Below are 17,860 nucleotides of genomic sequence, written 5' to 3'. Positions count from 1 at the left end.
CAGTTATCAGTTATCAGTTATCAGTTATCAGTTCACTGTTTACTGAAAAAACTTCCCTACTTCCCCACTTCCCCACTTAATAATTCATAATTTATAATTTATAATTCCCCCCCTCCTATAGTTTTTAAAGTCGTCTTTGCCAAGCAACAACTAATTTAATTTCCTCATAACTATAATTATCTCCCAGATTTTCTTTGAGAGTTTTTAGGGATTGATCGCCCACTTTTTTAATCGCTAAACGAATATATTCCTGTTTATTCTTAGAAACTAACTGATTAATATCAATTTTGTAACCAGCTTCCAGCAATTTAGCTAAATGTTCATAGATTGTTGAGACTTTTAAGCTTCTTTTGCGAGCGATTTCTTCCACATTCAAACCATCTTGATAGTATTGGAGAGTCAGGAATTGAGTAGAGGGAAGACTATCCTGACAAAAATCATTAATTGCCGCTATAAATATATCCCCATACTGTTGGACTTTGCTGTGTACTACTCCAGAAATTTGACGAAACTCCCCTAAACTCCGGGGTTTTGATTGGGCCATCAAACGCAGACTAGAATCATGGAAAATAACGTAGGGAGGAACCCCTTGACTATCGGCAATTTTTTTCCGCAGTTGCCGCAAGCGCTCGAATAATAAATCACTTTCCACCATATTGGGATTGTCGTCTCCCAAGATTGGACCGTTAGCTTTTTGGGGGACGGCAATAAAGACGGAACGTTGTTTCCGCATCACTTCCCAACTGTGTTGATTAAGTTTCAAGATTCTAAAATTGTCTTCTGTTTCTACCAGTAGATTTTGCTGGACAAGGGAACGACTTAAACGTTTCCACTCCCCCACAGTTTTATCTTTACCGATGCCATAAGTGGATAATAAATGATGTTGATATTGGGTGATTCTTTCACCTTTTCCTCCCCTGAGTACGTTGATTATGTGCATCATACCGAATTTCTGTCCCGTCCGCGCCACACAGGATAAAAATTTTTGTGCTTCGATCGTCCAATCCTGGTTATTTGTTCCATTCCGACAGTTATCACAGTTACCACAGTTACCCGCAAAACTTTCTCCAAAGTAGCCTAGTACACTAGATCTTCTACATTCAGTCCCCTCGGCATAATCTAACACCTGTCGCAATTGTTGACGAGCTTTCTGTTGTTCATTTTGCTCAGTTTTTTGGTTAATAAAATACTCAATTTTTCTGGCATCTGCAAAGCTAAAAAAGAGGGTACATTTAGCCGGTTCTCCGTCCCTACCGGCGCGGCCCGATTCTTGATAATATCCCTCTAAATTGCGGGGTAAATCGTAATGAACGACAAAGCGCACATCCGGTTTATTAATCCCCATACCGAAGGCAATTGTCGCCACCATAATCTGCACATCATCCCGAATAAAACGGGTTTGATTCTCGCTTCTTTCCCGATCGTCCATACCCGCATGATAGGGTAGGGCATTAATACCATCTTTTTGTAACTGTTCGGCAACTTGATCGACGGTTTTGCGGCTGATACAATAAACAATACCAGACCCTTTTTGTCCTTTAATATATTGATACAATTGCTGATAAGATTTACTGGTTTTAGGTTGAACTTCATAATAAAGATTAGGACGATTAAAACTAGCAATATGAGTGGAAGTATCTCGCAATCCTAATTGTTGGATAATATCTTCCCTAACCTGTTGAGTTGCGGTGGCAGTTAAAGCCAGAATTGGCACGGAGGGAAAGCGTTGACGGACTTGTTTAATTTGTCGATATTCAGGGCGGAAATCATGACCCCAATCGGAGACACAGTGTGCCTCATCCACTGCTAAACAGGCTAAACCGAGGTAATTATCAATAACAGCTAAAAAGTCTAAAAAACTAGGCGATAATAATCTTTCTGGCGCAACATATAACAGTTTAATTTTTCCTTGCAGGATTAAAGATTCTCTGTCTCTAACTTGTTTAGCGTTTAAAGTGCTATTGAGAAATGTTGCCCCGATACCATTATCAGCTAAAGCAGTTACTTGATCCTGCATTAAAGCAATTAAGGGAGAAACCACCACCGTCACCCCTTTTTTGATCAAAGCAGGTAGCTGAAAACAGAGAGATTTACCGCCTCCGGTGGGCATAATTACTAATAAATCCTGATTATTTAAAGCAGCCTCAATTATTTGGCGTTGATTCGGTCGAAATTGATCGTAGCCAAAGTAATATTTTAAGGCTTTTTCTAAAGAGTCAATTGCAGCCATTGAGCAAGGGGGAAAATATTTTTATAGTAGTTATTTTAGGGTTAGGGATTTAAGTGATCAGTGATCGGTAATCGGTAAAAAGAAAGCTGATAGCCAAAACAACTGACTTTAAGATTGTCTCACCTGATCGGGAACACCAACAAAGGAGAGATTGGCTAATTTTTTCAGATTTTGACAGCGCAATAACTCGTTAAAATTGAGACTCGATCGCCCCTCAATTTCGGCTATAGTCTCAATAGCTGATAATAAACTTTTGGCGGCCTCGGTTTCCGTGTAACCGCGTCTAACGGCCACTTTTAGGGCCGCTTCATCCGCGTCTAATTCCCGTTGGGGGCTGCGTTTTTCCCGCCAAATCCGGTTAATTGCCAAGGCAGTTAAACCCCCAGCCACTGCCATACCGACAGCATCGGTTTGCAGAGTTTCCACGGTTAAACCGATCATACCAGCCAGAGCAATTGCTCGATCGATATCGGGTTTAAACCATTTTACTGCCGTTAAAACAGAGACAGCCCTTAACAAGACTAAATCCCGTTGGGATCTTGATAATTGCCGCCAGAGGTCAAAATTAATTGGAATCGGTCTGACTCCTCTTTGCCAGGGCAGGGGAAAATTAGTTTCGATTACCTTGGGGCTTTCGGGTTTGCTGACAATGCGCGTCATCATCCTTCCCGAAGCGGGCATGAGGTCTAGTAAATGACTAATCTCGTTGTCTTGGTTCATCGATCACCAGCCAATAGTCTTTAATCATCGAAAATTTTGGGTCTGAAACCCCGTCGTTCTACGACGGCTTTACTGTTAAATATTAGCACATTTACGAAATATATGCTAAAATGTGAGGTATGGAAAAAGCCTATTCGTTTCGATTTTACCCCACACCCGAACAAGAGTCGCTATTGCGACGCACTTTGGGCTGTGTAAGATTAGTTTACAACAAAGCTCTCCACGAACGAACACAAGCATGGTACGAAAGACAAGAAAGAGTAGGCTACGTTCAAACTTCTTCAATGCTAACCGAGTGGAAAAAGCAAGAAGAATTAGACTTTCTCAATGAGGTAAGCTGTGTACCCTTACAACAAGGGTTAAGACACCTACAAACAGCTTTTACTAATTTCTTGGCTGGTCGTACTAAGTATCCTAACTTTAAGAAAAAACATCAGGGAGGAAGTGCCGAATTTACCAAATCTGCTTTTAAATTTAAAGACAGACAAATCTATTTAGCCAAATGCACAGAACCTTTACCTATTCGATGGTCAAGACAAATACCAGAAAGCTGTGAACCAAGTACAGTAACAGTCAGATTACATCCTTCTGGACGTTGGCATATTTCAATTAGATTTGATGACCCAACAATTAAGCCATTACCAGTAACAGATAAAGCCATTGGAATTGACTTAGGAATTAGTAGCCTAGTAATTACCAGCGACGGCGATAAAGTATCTAATCCCAAGCATTTTAAAAAGCATTATCGGAGACTGCGAAAGGCACAAAAAAGCCTTTCTCGAAAACAGAAAGGCTCAAAGAATCGAGAAAAAGCAAGAATCAAAGTAGCCAGAATTCACGCTCAAATTACTGATAACAGAAAAGACCATTTACATAAGCTAACGACTCAATTAGTTCGTGAAAACCAAACGATTGTGGTTGAGAATTTAGCCGTCAAGAATATGGTCAAAAACCCCAAGTTATCTCAGGCAATATCTGATGTAAGCTGGGGTGAAATCACTAGACAATTAGCCTATAAATGCCGTTGGTATGGGAGAAATTACATCGAAATAGATAGATGGTTTCCTAGCTCTAAAAGGTGTAGTAATTGCGGGTATATTGCTGAGAAAATGCCGTTAAATGTTCGAGAATGGGACTGTCCAGACTGTGGGACTCACCATGACCGAGATATTAACGCCAGTAAAAACATTTTGGCCGCAGGGCTTGCGGTGTCAGTCTGTAGAGCGACCTGATGACCAGAACAGAGTAAATCTGTTAAGGCAGGTGCGAAAAATCCTTCGGAAAAGAAGCAGAAGCCTAAATCGTGAGGTTTGGGAATCACCGTCCGTTTACGGCGGTGAGGATGTCAATGAGTATAATCGCTTTCTGAGTTAAGTAGGTAGGCGTTAAAAATTATCAGACACCCCCCTTATCAAGGCTATCCATTAGTCGGATCTTTCTTAACAAAAAGAGAAGAAACTTAAAAAAAAGGGAAACGATTAATAGGTATAGTTTTGAAAGAAGGAATTAACCTCAGTTCGGGATAAGCTAAAACCCTGATGCTACCGTAGCCTGAAACTCCTATTCTTTCGTGGAAGCTATGGCAAAATTCCCTTAAACCGAACTGGCGTTAAACTGAAAACTTACATCTGATAACTGATAACTGATTACTGATTTGACATTTGGGCGGTGATTACGGTGAGATCGAGCGCCCTTTCACCCCTTCTGATTCTTAGGGGTAAAGATTGACCGATCCCAGTTTTTTCCACCATTTCCTGTAACTGAGCGCCATCGCTAACCGGTTGATTATTAGCTTTGACAATCACATCCCCGCGACGGATCCCGGCTTTTTCGGCGGGGGTATTGGGTAGAACTTTCACCACCAAAATTCCCGACACTTCCGGCACGATCATGGCAGAATTGGGGTTTTGATTATTAGCCCGGGCTAAATCGGGAGTTAGATTAATCATCTGCACACCGATATAGGGATGGGCCACCTTTTGACCTGATTCTAGGGTCGCTTGTAACTGCTTGGCCCGGTCGATGGGAATGGCAAAACCGATGCCCATGGCATCAGCACGAATCGCCGTATTGATGCCGATGACTTCCCCTTGGGCGTTGAGTAAAGGACCGCCGGAATTACCCGGGTTAATAGCGGCATCAGTTTGGATAAAATCAATGCGTTTATCGGGAATACCCGCCTTAGCCGCCGAGCGCCCGATCGTGCTAATAATTCCTAAAGTTACCGTATTATCTAGACCGACGGGATTGCCTACAGCGATCGCCCAGTCCCCCACTTGTATGGATGAGGAATTGCCCAGGACGGCTACAGGTAAATTTTCCCCTTGGGGATTAATTTTGACTACGGCTAAATCAGTGATCTCATCAGTACCGCGTACTTCTCCCTTGAAGCTACGACCATCTTTTAAAGTTACCGTTACCTTATCGGCATTATCGACCACATGGGCATTAGTTAAGATTAAACCACTGCCATCGATAATAAAACCCGATCCCTGGCCCGCCACTCGCTGCTGGGTGGGAACACGAAACTGTTCCCCAAAAAACTCCTGAAAAAAAGGATCATCAAAAAAGGGGCTATTGGGACGAGTAATGATCGCTTCGGTGTCAATTCGCACCACTGCCGCACCCGTGCGGGCCACTGCCTTAGCGACAAAACTTTCCGCCGTCATCTCCGGGGGGATTCTGACCAGATCGGCGGCAGTGCTGGGCAGATTTTGAGCATTTACCGCCGCTAAACTGCTAAAACCGAGCATAACTCCCAGAAAAGTTGCCAAAGCGTGGGTAATAGTTCGCCGTAACCCTGTAGGAAGTTTCATACTTTGATCTCTGATTCTGATGTTTTGACTGTTTCTGTCTATTGGTTGACAGACGGACTATTAAAAATCTAACAAATCGATCGCTCCGTTTAAATCGATGGTTGACACCAAATCCGCCAGCAGACCCTAACTAATCTCTGATCACTAGGGGCGATTGCAGGGTAATATTTAAATCTCGATCGGGGTTAACAGAGTATAACTGCACGGAACTACCACCGACTATTCCCGCCGTCGGTAAACCCCATCCTGCAAGGGTTCCCACGGCTGCCCCCGCTAAAACGTCGAGAACTTCGATCTTGCGATCGCCCGTAAGAGCAGCAATCGCTGTGGCTGCCCCCGCACCGGCGACGGTTCCCGCTAAGATATCTTGAGTTTTTGCCCCTTTACGCACGGTTTCAGTGGTAGTAATTAATCGCGAAGTGCCATTGAGGGGAATAGTACGATTACCCCCATCGAGGGCAATTTCATTGGCAATAAAGCGCACACCTTGGCCCACCGCTTGTAAAGTACCCTTGACTTCACTTCCTGCCGCAATCACCACACTCCCATTCCGGTTACGAATATCTCTGGCTACGGTTAAAGTCAGAGGAATAACATCACTTTTAGAAACTAAAATTTTATCGGCTTTCTCGTAATTCAAAGGGATAACTGTTCCTGCCGGAATCGAGATTTGTTGAGCGATGAGACGTGGCCGATTAATATTACTTTGAGCGAGGACGGGAAAAGTGCCGGACATCGACCCCATCAGCAGGGTAATCAGTAAAGCTGTGCTGGCTCTAGTAACAGGATTGATAGACATAGCGGTTATCCTCTCAAAAAACAACAGTGAACTTTCTCTATTTCTAGATTATTTTCTTCTGCCTGTCATGTCAGTCCCCTCAACAGGGAATTTTTTCCCTCTCTATAGGGAAAAAAGTAGAATGGCAGAATTTACCCATTTTGTCCATCGACCGCAAAGGAGAGCCGAAAAGCCTAGAATAGTAAAAAACCTCGGATTGCCATCGTCTATGGAACTCGCTGCCGGAAAAATCCTTAGTCATCGCTACCAAATTATCCGTCAATTGGGAAAAGGGGGATTCGGACAGACTTTCTTGGCCTGCGATCGCCAGTTACCCAATCAAAATCGCTGTGTGATCAAACAATTTCAACCCCAGTGCCGGGATGCGGAAACTGTAGCCATCGCTAGACGACTCTTTGAAACCGAGGCGAAAATCCTGCAAGAATTGGGCATTAATCGTCATATTCCCCGTTTATTTGCTTATTTTGAGGAAAATGGTCAATTTTTCCTCGTGCAAGAATACATTGAGGGGGAAGATTTAGCCACAGAAATTACTGCCGGTGTCTATAGGCAAAATGAAGAGAAAGTAGTAGTTTTATTAACAGAAATTCTCTCAATTCTGGAATTTGTCCATCACAAACAGGTGATCCATCGCGATGTTAATCCCTTCAATCTTATTCGTCGCCGTCAAGATGATCAATTGGTTTTAATTGATTTTGGTGCTGTCAAACAAATTAGCACTCAAGTAGTTAAAGAAGGTAAAACCGTTTCTACAGTCGCTATCGGAACCCCCGGTTATTTCCCCAGTGAACAGGCCCAGGGTTATCCCCGTTTTAGTAGCGATATCTATGCCACTGGTATGATTGGATTACAAGCTTTAACCGGTAAAGCTCCCGAAGATATTCCATTGGATGCTCGCACGGGGGAAATTCTCTGGCAACATTTGGCCATGACTAGCGCCGAGTTTAGCTATATTATTGATCGGATGATCCGCTATGATTTTCGTCAGCGTTATACCAGTGCCAGTGAAGCATTAATCGCTCTGAGAAAATTAGGTAAAATTCATCATCTCGATCCGAAAACTACCCAGGCGGTGAAACCCCAAGGTCGAGTTGCTCGTCAAGGGAAATCTTGGCTAACAAAAATCTTGTTTGTCTTTGGGACAATTGGCTTAATAGCTGGTGCTTATCTGGGTTTTGACTATTGGCAAAATTCTCGTAATTCTCTTAGTTACTATCAACAAGGTCAGACTTTTTATCAACTTAAACGCTATACTGATGCCATTAATTCCTATGGTAAAGCCTTAAAAATTAATCCCGATTATCTTGAGGCATTGCAAGGACAAGCCGATGCTTTATTAGCTTTAAAAAGATACTCGGAAGCTTTAAATACCTACGAAAAAGCTATTCAAATTAACCCGGATTCCGCTTGGCAAGCTTGGCTCGGTCGCGGAGAAGCTTTAGATAAATTAGATAAAAATCAGGAGGCTTTAGAAAGTTTTGAGCGGGTCTTATCTATTAATGCTGCTGCTAGTCAAGCTTGGCAAGGTAAAGCCGATATCTATCTAGAACTGCAACAATATTCCGCCGCCCAAAAAGCTCTGGAAAAATTGTTAACTTTTCAAAAAAATGATGCCAAAATATGGTATAAAAAAGGCTGGGCATTACAAAATCTTGAGGATTATGAAGGGGCAGTTAAAGCCTACGATCAGGCTCTAGCGATCGAGTCAGATAATGCCTTAATTTGGTATCAAAAAGGTAATAGTTTCTATCAATTAAATAAAATTAATGATGCCTTAGAAAGTTATAGCAAAGCCGGACAATTTAATCCCCAATTTTCCCAAGCTCACTATAGTCAAGGGATTATTTTGCAAAAATTAGGCCGCAACTCAGAAGCTTTGCAGGCATTTACGCAAGCAACTGAGGCCAATTCTAATTATTATCAAGCTTGGTTAAATCAAGGGGCATTACTTCATCAACTGGAAAGATTTCAAGAAGCGATATCATCCTACGAAAAAGCTCGCCGTATTTCTTCCCGAAAAGCCGAAGTTTTTATCGGTATCGGTAACGCTTGGTATCGTTTAGGCGACTATTCTCAAGCCATAATCGCCTATCAACAGGCGATTCAAAGACAAAAAGATAACCCAGAAACCTGGAAAAGTTTAGGCAATAGTTGCTTTAAACTCGGTCAATACGAGCGAGCGATTCAAGCTTATCAAGAATCACTTCGTTATCGTTCCAATGACCGAGAAGTGCAAACACAAAAACAACTGGCAGAAACTCGCTGGCAAGAACTTCAGCAATCTCTCCAAAACCAAACCCCGAAAATGGATAATGAGGAACCTGTTCCCTAACTTCCGCTCTTTTCCTGTAGCTTTAGCGCTTTTTACCAGTATTTCTCGGCAATAGTTCCCGTCCTTGATAAAACTGTTTTATCAGTTCTCCCAAGCGCCAATAAACTGCCACCATAATGACAGTTAATGCTGTCAGCACTGTCACGGGAACAAGGGCCGATTGAGCGAAAATTAGGGCTAAAAGTGGTAAAGATAGACCAAGAATAATAGCGATCGCTAATGTTAACCCCCGGAGACGATTAATATTTTTTAAAGCCCCTTGACAAACAGCACAATTTTTGGTATGGGAGTGATAGCGTTCGAGGAGAATCTCTTTTGATTGTAGGGGGGGGAAAGGTTGACCGGCAAAAGGATCAGCTTGGTATTGATTAACCCAATTGCGATACTCGAACACGAATAAATCCGCTTTCGTGGGGAGATAACAAGCTTGACTAAAATTCCGACTATCCCCCCGAGCTTGCAGATAACGCTCTTGATAGTAGAGAAAAATCTGATCATCTTCGAGAATAGCGTTTTGATTGATGTGGGAATACCAAGTGGGAGTAAGCTTAATGAAGAATTTCGGCAGCTTAGAGTTAAATTTAAAGGGAAAACGAGCAAAGAGACGACATTCTCCCTGACGGATGGGGGTTGCATAGACTGCTGTTAAAGTCCGTCCGAACTTTTCCGAGGTGAGATCGTGGTAAATTAATCCGGGGGCGATAAAATTGCTGTATTGCTGACCTAATTGACCTTTACGCGGTCCTTCGGGCCAAATTCCCTTAAATCCCTGACGATTGGACTCGATAATTTCTAACTCCATAGGAGCGGCATTGGCCCGATTACCGATGGTGAGATGATGGGTATAGGGAACATGACTAGAATCGATAATATTTTCGATTAAAGTGACGGCCGAGTAGGGTAGATCTCGGAAGGTATCCAAACAAATCCAAGCATCGGCATCCTCCTCCATGGGTTCAATAATTGGAATCGCAGTCAGGGGAGCATTTTCGGGATTACCCGCATAAACGAATAATAATCCCTGACGGATAGCCGTGGGAAAAGACCGCACACAAGCGCGTCGAGAGGTGTTAGCTTGACTGTTTTCTGGTTGTTGGGGAATAAATTCACAGTCTCCCCCTCCGGAAAAAGACCAACCGTGATAGGGACATTCTAGATGTCCGCTTTCGTTAAGACGACCTTCTGAGAGAGGAGCCAAGCGATGGGGACATTTATCCTCAAAAACTCGCCATTCTTGCTGATTTTTGTCCCACCAAATCACTAAATCCTCTTCTAGTAGGGTAAAGCGTTGGGGCTGCTTTTTGTCTAAATCTTTGACGTAGTAGATAGGATACCAAACTTGACGACAATCAAAGCGATCGATAGCTGTTCCCCCGACGGGATGGGTAGCAGTGCTGGTCAGCATAAATTTTAAGATAAGTTAACATTTCTACTACAAAATCTAACAAATTTAATCCACAAAAGGGGACAGATGCCGGTATATGCTGGGGAAACAAACACCAGAGCTATTTGAAAAAATCCGCGTGTAAAGTCGGACTGGATGACAAAAAAATTGTCACTCACTGCGGCCGCCGTTCTTGTATCACCGAATTGTCACGCCGGGGAACCGACCTTAAAACAATTCAAGCGGTGAGCGGACACGCTTCGATCGCGAATTTACAGCGCTATATTGAATTAGATCCCGATCGCACAAAAAACGCGCTTGAAAAGATTTTTAGTTAATTGAGTGGGGTATCATGCTAAACTACTTTTGTACTATAGCAGAGAGACTAGCTGTATCATCATTAGACATCTCCGAAAACGTAGGAACAATTTATGAATTGTACTCCGAAAATGTAGGGACAATTCATGATTTATACTCCAAAAATGTAGGGACAATTCATGATTTATACTCCAAAAATGTAGGGACAATTCATGATTTATACTCCAAAAATGTAGGGACAATTCATGATTTATACTCCAAAAATGTAGGGACAATTCATGAATTGTCCCTACCAAGTGTTTCAGGTTACGCATATTTAATTTTCGGAAATATCTATTCTCTATCATCTGGGATTATTGGCATATCTGTAGTGATTTGATGGCATCGAACACAAGCCTTAACCCCTTGTTCCAAACGCCATCGACAGAAATTGAAAATCGAATCTTCTATGCAAACCCTAATTAAGTCTTCAACTGTTCATCTGAGATATTAACAGTAATGGAAGCCATTAAAAATCTCAAAAAAAAAATCGACCCGCCTAGCGGCGGGAAAAAGAGAAAAAGAGAAAAAGGGTAAAAAAGAGAAAAAGGGTTACAGAGTCCTCCCAGCACCGCACACCACCCGAAAACCGATGGTGAGGTCGATGTAGTCGCGGCGGTCGTTACTGCTGCGGTAAGCGGAACGGCAGTCATTGGGATTAAAAGACCAAGAACCGCCCCGCACTATTTGATAATCAGTATCATTTGTCAGCCAAGCACTGCCATCCTTTGGCGCATTCTCATAGCTATTATGCCAATCGTCCTCGCACCACTCGAAAACATTGCCGCTCATGTCATAGAGTCCCCAAGCATTGGGCTTTTTCTCACCAACAGGATGAGTCTTATACCGAGAATTTCCTTTATACCAAGCGTAATCTCCTAACTGATTAGCATCATCACCGAAATAATAGCGAGTAGTGGTCCCCGCACGACAAGCATATTCCCATTCCGCTTCCGTCGGTAGGCGATAGGTTTTCCCTGTTATTTGACTCAATTTTTGACAAAAAGCTTGAGCATTGTTCCAACTAACCCTTTCTACCGGATTTTGCGGATTGTTTTTAAACCGAGAGGGATTGGTTCCCATTACCGCTTCATATTGTGCCTGAGTCACTGGATATTTCCCAATCGCAAAACTGTTGACTTTAACTTGGTGTGGAGGCTTTTCAGAATCCCAAGCATCAGAATCACTGTCAGGAGATCCCATGAGAAATTTACCTGCTGGTAAGCTCACCATCTCTAGTGTTACTCCGTTGGGTAGTTTTTCGGTAAAGTTTGTCAGTGGAGTTGGCGATTCTTTAGGTAGGGGTGTAGATGTTACAGTAGCGATACTTTTCCCCCCAGCACCGCACACTACCCGAAAACCGTAGTTGATGTAGTCGCCGAGGGGGTTGCCCCCGCTGCGGTTGGCAGAACGACAGAGATTAGGGTAGTCGTACCAAGAACCGCCCCGCAGACACTTAAGAGACTGAGAACGATTATCGTTCTTGATAAGCCACGCCGATCCATCCTTTGGCGCTCCGATATAGTTATCGTGCCAATCGTCTTCGCACCACTCCCAAACATTGCCAATCATGTCATACAGTCCCCAAGCATTGGGTTTTTTCTGTCCCACAGGATGAGTTTTACTCTGAGAATTTGCGCTATACCAAGCGTAATCTCCTAACTGACTAGCATCATCACCGAAATAATAGCGAGTAGTGGTCCCCGCACGACAAGCATATTCCCATTCCGCTTCCGTCGGTAGGCGATAGGTTTTCCCTGTTATTTGACTCAATTTTTGACAAAAAGCTTGAGCATTGTTCCAACTAACCCTTTCTACCGGATTTTGCGGATTGTTTTTAAACCGAGAGGGATTGGTTCCCATTACCGCTTCATATTGTGCCTGAGTCACTGGATATTTCCCAATCGCAAAACTGTTGACTTTAACTTGGTGTGGAGGCTTTTCAGAATCCCAAGCATCAGAATCACTGTCAGGAGATCCCATGAGAAATTTACCTGCTGGTAAGCTCACCATCTCTAGTGTTACTCCGTTGGGTAGTTTTTCGGTAAATGGAGTAGGTGAAGCAATTAGGGGTATTGGTGAAACAGGCTTTTTGACTGCTGCCGGTGCTGGTGGAGGTGACGGGGGAGAAGTCCATCCCAGAGGTTGTAAGGCATTTAAAACCTGTTGTGCTGTCCATCTTTGTTTTCTATCTTTTTGCAAACACCCTTCAATAATCTGTTTAAACTCTTTCGGTAAACTAGGGATTTGTAGCTCACAATTCATCACCTTCGCCATTAACTGGTGAATATCATTATTAAACTTATAGGGAAGTTGATTAGTGGTCATTTCGATTAACATAATACCCAATGACCACAGATCCCAGGCTGAGGAAATATCCCCCCTAAAGGCTTCGGGAGGCATATAAATAATTGTACCGCTATTGTGGACTGTTTGAGTGTGACTTTTGTTATTTAAGGTTCTAATTAAGCCAAAATCTGCTAACTTGTATTGTTGATTAACCTTGAGGATATTACCCGGTTTTAAATCTCGATGGACTTTATTTTGTCCATGAAGATAATTTAAACCTTGGGCGACTTGAGCAGTAATATTTTTAATCTCATCCGCTGACAAACCGCCTTTAGCGATGTGATTTTCTAGGCTACCCTGTGCCAATTCCATCACTAAATAAAGCATCTCCGTATTGAGAAAAGTAAATTCCCCCACTGAATAAGCCTTAATTAAATTAGAATGTTCTAACTTTCTGGCATTTGTTAATTCAATTAATTTATCATCGCTACTTTCGGGAATAACTTTAATAGCAACTTCTTGGACCGATGTATTTCTGACCATTTCACTAGCATGAAATACACCCCCAAAACCACCGGCACCGAGAAACTTATTAAGACGATAGGGGCCTATTTGTTGCCCTTCCAACATCTTCATCATTTGGTCTAGCATAATAATAACTCCTGAATTAGCCAATTTTTACGTTGTGTAACTATCCTATTAAGTGGGTGGTTATAATTATTAAATTGAAGATAGATTGTGCCTTTGATCCCCCCTTGATCCCCCCTTGATAAGGGGGCGCCGATAGGCGGGAGGATATGAAAACTTTTAACACCTACCTACTTAGGTACTTATTAAAGTATAAGATAGATTGTGCCTTTGATTGGGTGCATCTCATTTTTGTAAATCTACTAATTTGGAATTTTTCATGGGAAACTTTCTCCTAAAATTGGGCGTTACTTTCGGTTTTATCACTCAATCTAAGGAGCTTCTAGGTTCTGTGTGATAAGTTTAACTTACTCTATGATCGATCAATCTTTGTGTTCTTTGTGTCTTTGTGGTTCCTTCCACTCCCTCGCTAGGAGGAATGTATCTTAGAATACATTTTACCCACCAAACCTAAGAGATCCGAACAGCTTACTAAGAGCTAATTTCACGGCCGAGGTACTCAAGCTTATCTAGAACAGATTGAAGCAAAGATCGCCGCTGCTCGACGACAATATCTAAGTTAGCCAACATATACTTTACGTCTTTGTAGGCATTATCCAGCAAGGCCAGTAATAATTCGCGATCGCCAGCGCTCTCTTTTTCTGATGGGGTGCGGGTCCGTTGGGGTAATAAGTCCGCTGGTGGGGAAGGAAGGGAGGGCGATCGCTCGGACTCTAGCTGTTGAATGGTTTGTTGTAAATTTTCAATCACCCCATACATTTCCATCGGGTCAAAAACCCTTAACAGACTGGTTTGTGTAACAATGCCCAACCCCCGACCCCAGTTCCAAGAAACCACCAAACGCCCCACCCGCCGTTTTTGCATTTCCTGATGGGCCGTCCACAGGGAATCCTCGGGGCTGAGGAGAAATAAGGGCGTACTCATCACCGTCTGGGCCCTAGTTTTGTGCAGATCAATTTGAACTGCTTGAAACTGAACAAGATCTCGCTCTGTCACAATACCCACCGGGCAGTCATTGTCCTCTGAATCTCGTTGGGTGATCACCACACAACTGACACGATGTTCCGCCATTAACTGGGCCAATTGCAAGACTGTGGCGGTGAGTGGGGCCTGTACCACTTGACTGGTCATCACATCCGATACGCGACGAAACCGCAACAGATTGGCCGGACGCAATATCTGGCGAATACTTTCATGGGAAATCACCCCGATTAAGTGTCCTTGGTCATCCACAATCGGCAAATGGCGAATGCGGTAGCGACGAAACAAAAACAGGGCAGCAAAAATGTCTTGAGCAGATTGCTGGGGTAAGGTGATCAGGGGATGCACCATCACATCGGCAACGGTTGTCTCGGTCAGGTTAATTCCTTGGGCGGTGAGTCGCACCACATCGCGTTCTGTCAAAATTCCTAATAACTCTTGTCCTTGCACCACCAGCAGACAGCTAACACGCGCTTCTCCGGCCGGAGCAGCTAGAGGGTATAGGTCATCGGTGAGTAAACACAGACGGCTATGGGCCTGACCGATCATGGCGATCGCATCTGCCAGAGAAGTGGTTGGCGGCACCGTCAAGGGTTGGCGATTGATCGCCTTTTCCAGATCGGGGGCCCAACTCAGAGGTGTATCAAAGGACATCAGCGCCATCCTGCAATCGCAAAGGCCAAGATAGACAGAACAGCCACTGGGCAAAGAACCCAGACTCTCAGAGTTGCCAAAACCCGTTCTAAAACTATCTCAAAGTGTAGCGTCATTTAACTTTTTCCTAAAAGATGTAACGTTTTGTTACAATTTTTATTAAACTCGTAAAGATTTTAGACCCACTTCGGTGTATCATAGAGGGATGTAACAGGTTAAAGCCTGAAACTTTTTATTTAGGGGTTATTCAGCCTCTAATGGTTTCAGGAGCGGCATCACGAGACGCTGGGGTGAGTACTTCCGGGTTCTGGTCGGCCTGAAGGGTTACTCCGGAAATTCTGGACACCTTTCCATAAAGTCGATCCAGCACCCGCTTTACGGAAATACGCTGCCATGGTTGACCACGTTTGGTGGTGTAGCCTTGTTCATTAAGCCAATCGGCGATCTTCTGCAAGGATTTCCCCGATTTGTGATGACGGCGAATCAGTTCAATGACCCGGCACTCTTCCGGATCATCCACTAATTCCCCATCGATCGATCGTTGTCCAAAGGCAGGGGAGCCGTAGCCCGCATAACCACCGTTGCTTGCTTTTGCTTGTCTACCTTGTTCTAGCCGCTCCCAGGCAGATAAATCGTTTGAAGGGGTCGCTGTCATAGGGGATGTCAATGCAATAACTTGCAAAACCATATTACCGTAACTTAACGTCGCAAATTTGTTTTGATTGGGAGCAGCCGATGACGACTTACAAAGTAAAACCCGTGCATGAGCAGGGACTAGATGTCACCATCGATGTCTGGGACGACCAAACTATAGACGATACCCCCGGGAGGTGGATCTTGACTTATGCCTTTTTGCTTTACTCATAGCCCTCAGCGTCAACCCCTTTCCCTTTTTGGGAGAAAGTTTCGGGGCCAGGGTTGGGCATTTTTAGATGAGGAGCGGGTCAAGGCTGGATTTCTATTGTAAAACGCAGCGATCAGAGAATTTGTACTAAGTTACACAAAATCAATCTGGAGATATAAACATGGGTACGGCTACATTTATTCAAGATGAAACTGAATTCGATTCCCTCTTAAAGAGTGAATCACTGTTGGTGGTAGATTGCACAGCAACCTGGTGTGGACCTTGCAAACTGGTGGCACCGTTGATCGATCGATTGGCCGATGACTATCGCGATCGCGCCAAAGTCTTCAAACTTGACCTGGACAGTAACAAACCCGTAGCCAAACGCTTTGGAATTAAAAGTATTCCGGCTGTCATGGTATTTAAACAGGGGAAATTGATAGAAACATTAGTTGGGGTTAAACCCTATGAAGAATTTACGGCTGCGGTAGAACGACAATTATAAGTCTTCCACTCTGGGCAAACGTCCGACGTTGACCCTTTCCTTCTCACATCACTATTCAATTTTGAGGTATGGCGATGAACAAGCTTATAGAAATCCGGTGTCCCAACTGTGGCAGCGTAGCTCAAAGACTCTTGAGCGATCGCCTGCCCGCAGGATATAAGTGTCCGGCCCGGCAAGTTGCTCAGACGGAATGCCCAGTGTGTGATTATTTCATCGCCATGTGTTGGCAAAATGGCGCTGTGCTGGAGGCCTATGCTCCAGGCACTCAGAGGAACACAGCTGCGGCCGTGCCGCCCCAAGCCCAACCAGCGATCGCTCATTGGCCCTTGTCATCTGTGTTCAAAGTGGCACTCAGCCCACAAGAGTCTAGGAAATTGCTATCGGGCCAACCCTAGTCAACTTTTGCATTTATACCAGTTCTTTAATTTAACAACACCATCCAACTCCTATGCTGCAAGCTCAAGAAATTATGACCCAAAACGTTGTCACCATTCGTGGTTCGGCAACGGTTGCCGATGCCGTGAAATTGATGAAAGAAAAACAACTGCGGGGATTGATTGTCGAACCGCGCCATGAACAGGACCCCTATGGAATTGTCACCGAAACTGACATCGTTTACAAAGTGGCGGCCTTTGGCCACGATCCTAAAACTATGCGGGTCTATGAAATTATGGCCAAGCCCTGTGTGGTTGTCAATCCCGAACTGGGGGTGGAATATGTGGCCCGGTTATTTGCTCAAACCCGCATTCGCCGCGCACCAGTGATTCAGGGCAAAACTTTGCTGGGCATTATTTCTGTGAGTGATATTCTCTTCAAGAGCGATTTTGTTGAAAAGCCCAAGCGGTTGTTCATTGAAGATGAAATTGAAGCAGCCCGGGAAGACGCACGGGCAATTTGTGCGGCCAAGGGTGAAACCTCTCCCGATTGCGCCGCAGCCTGGGATGTGGTGGAGGAACTCCAAGCCGAAGCCTCCCATCAACGGGCTAAAAAACAGGGGACTAACTCACTTCAGTCCTACTGCGAAGCCAATCCCGATGCCTTAGAGTGCCGCATTTATGAGGATTAAATCCTGGCGGGTTTTGGGAGAATCGATCGCCTTGAGGATATTGCCGATCGATTTCCCCAGGCGATCGAGTTCTCGAACATTCTCCACCTTTTCGGATCGGAGATAGATCGATCGCTTGCGCTTACCGAATTCGACTTGATCGGGGGTCTGTGGGTACTTAGAGTCTGCTGAATAAATCTAAAAACCTTGTTGGATAAGAATTTTAGACTTTTTTCCCATCAAAAAGTGCCAGACA

At 43.9% G+C, this 17,860-nt stretch carries 14 protein-coding genes and 1 pseudogene; 7 read left to right on the top strand and 8 right to left on the bottom strand.

The genetic code is table 11. The features are described 5' to 3' along the window. Positions 1–124 precede the first annotated feature (124 nt). Positions 125–2,230 (bottom strand): DNA helicase RecQ, encoded by a 2,106-nt coding sequence (recQ, locus tag myaer_RS01255; protein ID WP_046660622.1) that lies wholly within the window; start codon positions 2,228–2,230, stop codon positions 125–127. Between the two features lie 108 nt (positions 2,231–2,338). Further along, entirely contained in the window at positions 2,339–2,950 is a 612-nt protein-coding gene (locus myaer_RS01250; protein ID WP_046660621.1) for a DUF3318 domain-containing protein, read from the bottom strand. 119 nt (positions 2,951–3,069) lie between these two features. Here myaer_RS01250 and myaer_RS01245 point away from each other — a divergent pair. Next, positions 3,070–4,257 (top strand): annotated as a pseudogene (locus myaer_RS01245) (RNA-guided endonuclease InsQ/TnpB family protein). 339 nt (positions 4,258–4,596) lie between these two features. Here myaer_RS01245 and myaer_RS01240 read toward each other — a convergent pair. Both myaer_RS01240 and myaer_RS01235 read right to left on the bottom strand, forming a co-directional pair. After that, on the bottom strand, positions 4,597–5,766 hold the full coding sequence (locus myaer_RS01240) for an HhoA/HhoB/HtrA family serine endopeptidase (protein WP_046660619.1): 1,170 nt from the start codon (positions 5,764–5,766) through the stop codon (positions 4,597–4,599). Positions 5,767–5,896: 130 nt separating this feature from the next. Further along, entirely contained in the window at positions 5,897–6,565 is a 669-nt protein-coding gene (locus myaer_RS01235; RefSeq protein WP_046660618.1) for a hypothetical protein, read from the bottom strand. Between the two features lie 208 nt (positions 6,566–6,773). On the opposite strand from myaer_RS01235, the gene myaer_RS01230 reads away from it, so the two are divergent. Beyond that, positions 6,774–8,897 carry a serine/threonine-protein kinase gene (locus myaer_RS01230; protein WP_046660617.1) on the top strand — a complete coding sequence of 708 codons (2,124 nt, stop codon included), beginning with the start codon at positions 6,774–6,776 and terminating at the stop codon, positions 8,895–8,897. Between the two features lie 22 nt (positions 8,898–8,919). On the opposite strand, the gene myaer_RS01225 is transcribed toward myaer_RS01230, so the two are convergent. Then, positions 8,920–10,302, bottom strand: coding sequence for a Rieske 2Fe-2S domain-containing protein (locus myaer_RS01225; protein ID WP_046660616.1), 1,383 nt, complete (start codon positions 10,300–10,302; stop codon positions 8,920–8,922). Positions 10,303–10,406: 104 nt separating this feature from the next. Here myaer_RS01225 and myaer_RS01220 point away from each other — a divergent pair, with 104 nt between their 5' ends. After that, positions 10,407–10,619, top strand: coding sequence for a tyrosine-type recombinase/integrase (locus tag myaer_RS01220; protein ID WP_235614792.1), 213 nt, complete (start codon positions 10,407–10,409; stop codon positions 10,617–10,619). A 571-nt stretch (positions 10,620–11,190) separates the two neighbouring features. Here myaer_RS01220 and myaer_RS01215 read toward each other — a convergent pair. The 3 genes from myaer_RS01215 to myaer_RS01205 form a co-directional block, all read right to left on the bottom strand. Then, positions 11,191–13,578 carry an SUMF1/EgtB/PvdO family nonheme iron enzyme gene (locus myaer_RS01215; protein WP_080949697.1) on the bottom strand — a complete coding sequence of 796 codons (2,388 nt, stop codon included), beginning with the start codon at positions 13,576–13,578 and terminating at the stop codon, positions 11,191–11,193. Positions 13,579–14,046: 468 nt separating this feature from the next. Further along, a complete protein-coding gene (locus myaer_RS01210) occupies positions 14,047–15,219 on the bottom strand; it encodes a CBS domain-containing protein (protein ID WP_046660614.1) in 1,173 nt (390 codons plus the stop codon). A 238-nt stretch (positions 15,220–15,457) separates the two neighbouring features. Further along, positions 15,458–15,898, bottom strand: coding sequence for a recombinase family protein (locus myaer_RS01205; RefSeq protein WP_046660613.1), 441 nt, complete (start codon positions 15,896–15,898; stop codon positions 15,458–15,460). A gap of 47 nt (positions 15,899–15,945) precedes the next feature. On the opposite strand from myaer_RS01205, the gene myaer_RS22235 reads away from it, so the two are divergent. From myaer_RS22235 to myaer_RS01190, 4 genes are all read left to right on the top strand, one after another. Beyond that, positions 15,946–16,077, top strand: a complete 132-nt coding sequence (locus tag myaer_RS22235; protein ID WP_268807298.1) for a hypothetical protein — start codon at positions 15,946–15,948, stop codon at positions 16,075–16,077. A gap of 158 nt (positions 16,078–16,235) precedes the next feature. Next, positions 16,236–16,559, top strand: a complete 324-nt coding sequence (gene trxA / locus myaer_RS01200) for a thioredoxin (protein ID WP_002778933.1) — start codon at positions 16,236–16,238, stop codon at positions 16,557–16,559. Positions 16,560–16,627: 68 nt separating this feature from the next. Continuing rightward, the gene (locus tag myaer_RS01195) at positions 16,628–16,954 is read left to right on the top strand and encodes a hypothetical protein (protein ID WP_066029439.1); all 327 of its coding nucleotides are present in this window, start codon (positions 16,628–16,630) and stop codon (positions 16,952–16,954) included. A 53-nt stretch (positions 16,955–17,007) separates the two neighbouring features. Further along, on the top strand, positions 17,008–17,625 hold the full coding sequence (locus myaer_RS01190) for a CP12 domain-containing protein (RefSeq protein WP_046660612.1): 618 nt from the start codon (positions 17,008–17,010) through the stop codon (positions 17,623–17,625). Positions 17,626–17,860: the final 235 nt, after the last annotated feature.

This window comes from Microcystis aeruginosa NIES-2549 (genome assembly GCF_000981785.2).
GTDB classification, from domain to species: domain Bacteria; phylum Cyanobacteriota; class Cyanobacteriia; order Cyanobacteriales; family Microcystaceae; genus Microcystis; species Microcystis aeruginosa_C.
Note: the sequence above shows the minus strand (reverse complement) of the source record. Positions and strands in the feature narration are given on the sequence as shown.

Bases quoted from the DNA above. Each gene is read 5' to 3' on its own strand.
- myaer_RS01240 (WP_046660619.1), bottom strand. From the start codon at position 5,766: ATGAAACTTCCTACAGGGTTACGGCGAACTATTACCCACGCTTTGGCA.
- recQ (WP_046660622.1), bottom strand. From the start codon at position 2,230: ATGGCTGCAATTGACTCTTTAGAAAAAGCCTTAAAATATTACTTTGGC.
- myaer_RS01190 (WP_046660612.1), top strand. From the start codon at position 17,008: ATGCTGCAAGCTCAAGAAATTATGACCCAAAACGTTGTCACCATTCGT.
- myaer_RS22235 (WP_268807298.1), top strand. From the start codon at position 15,946: ATGACGACTTACAAAGTAAAACCCGTGCATGAGCAGGGACTAGATGTC.
- trxA (WP_002778933.1), top strand. From the start codon at position 16,236: ATGGGTACGGCTACATTTATTCAAGATGAAACTGAATTCGATTCCCTC.
- myaer_RS01225 (WP_046660616.1), bottom strand. From the start codon at position 10,302: ATGCTGACCAGCACTGCTACCCATCCCGTCGGGGGAACAGCTATCGAT.
- myaer_RS01210 (WP_046660614.1), bottom strand. From the start codon at position 15,219: ATGGCGCTGATGTCCTTTGATACACCTCTGAGTTGGGCCCCCGATCTG.
- myaer_RS01215 (WP_080949697.1), bottom strand. From the start codon at position 13,578: ATGCTAGACCAAATGATGAAGATGTTGGAAGGGCAACAAATAGGCCCC.
- myaer_RS01235 (WP_046660618.1), bottom strand. From the start codon at position 6,565: ATGTCTATCAATCCTGTTACTAGAGCCAGCACAGCTTTACTGATTACC.
- myaer_RS01195 (WP_066029439.1), top strand. From the start codon at position 16,628: ATGGCGATGAACAAGCTTATAGAAATCCGGTGTCCCAACTGTGGCAGC.
- myaer_RS01230 (WP_046660617.1), top strand. From the start codon at position 6,774: ATGGAACTCGCTGCCGGAAAAATCCTTAGTCATCGCTACCAAATTATC.
- myaer_RS01205 (WP_046660613.1), bottom strand. From the start codon at position 15,898: ATGGTTTTGCAAGTTATTGCATTGACATCCCCTATGACAGCGACCCCT.
- myaer_RS01250 (WP_046660621.1), bottom strand. From the start codon at position 2,950: ATGAACCAAGACAACGAGATTAGTCATTTACTAGACCTCATGCCCGCT.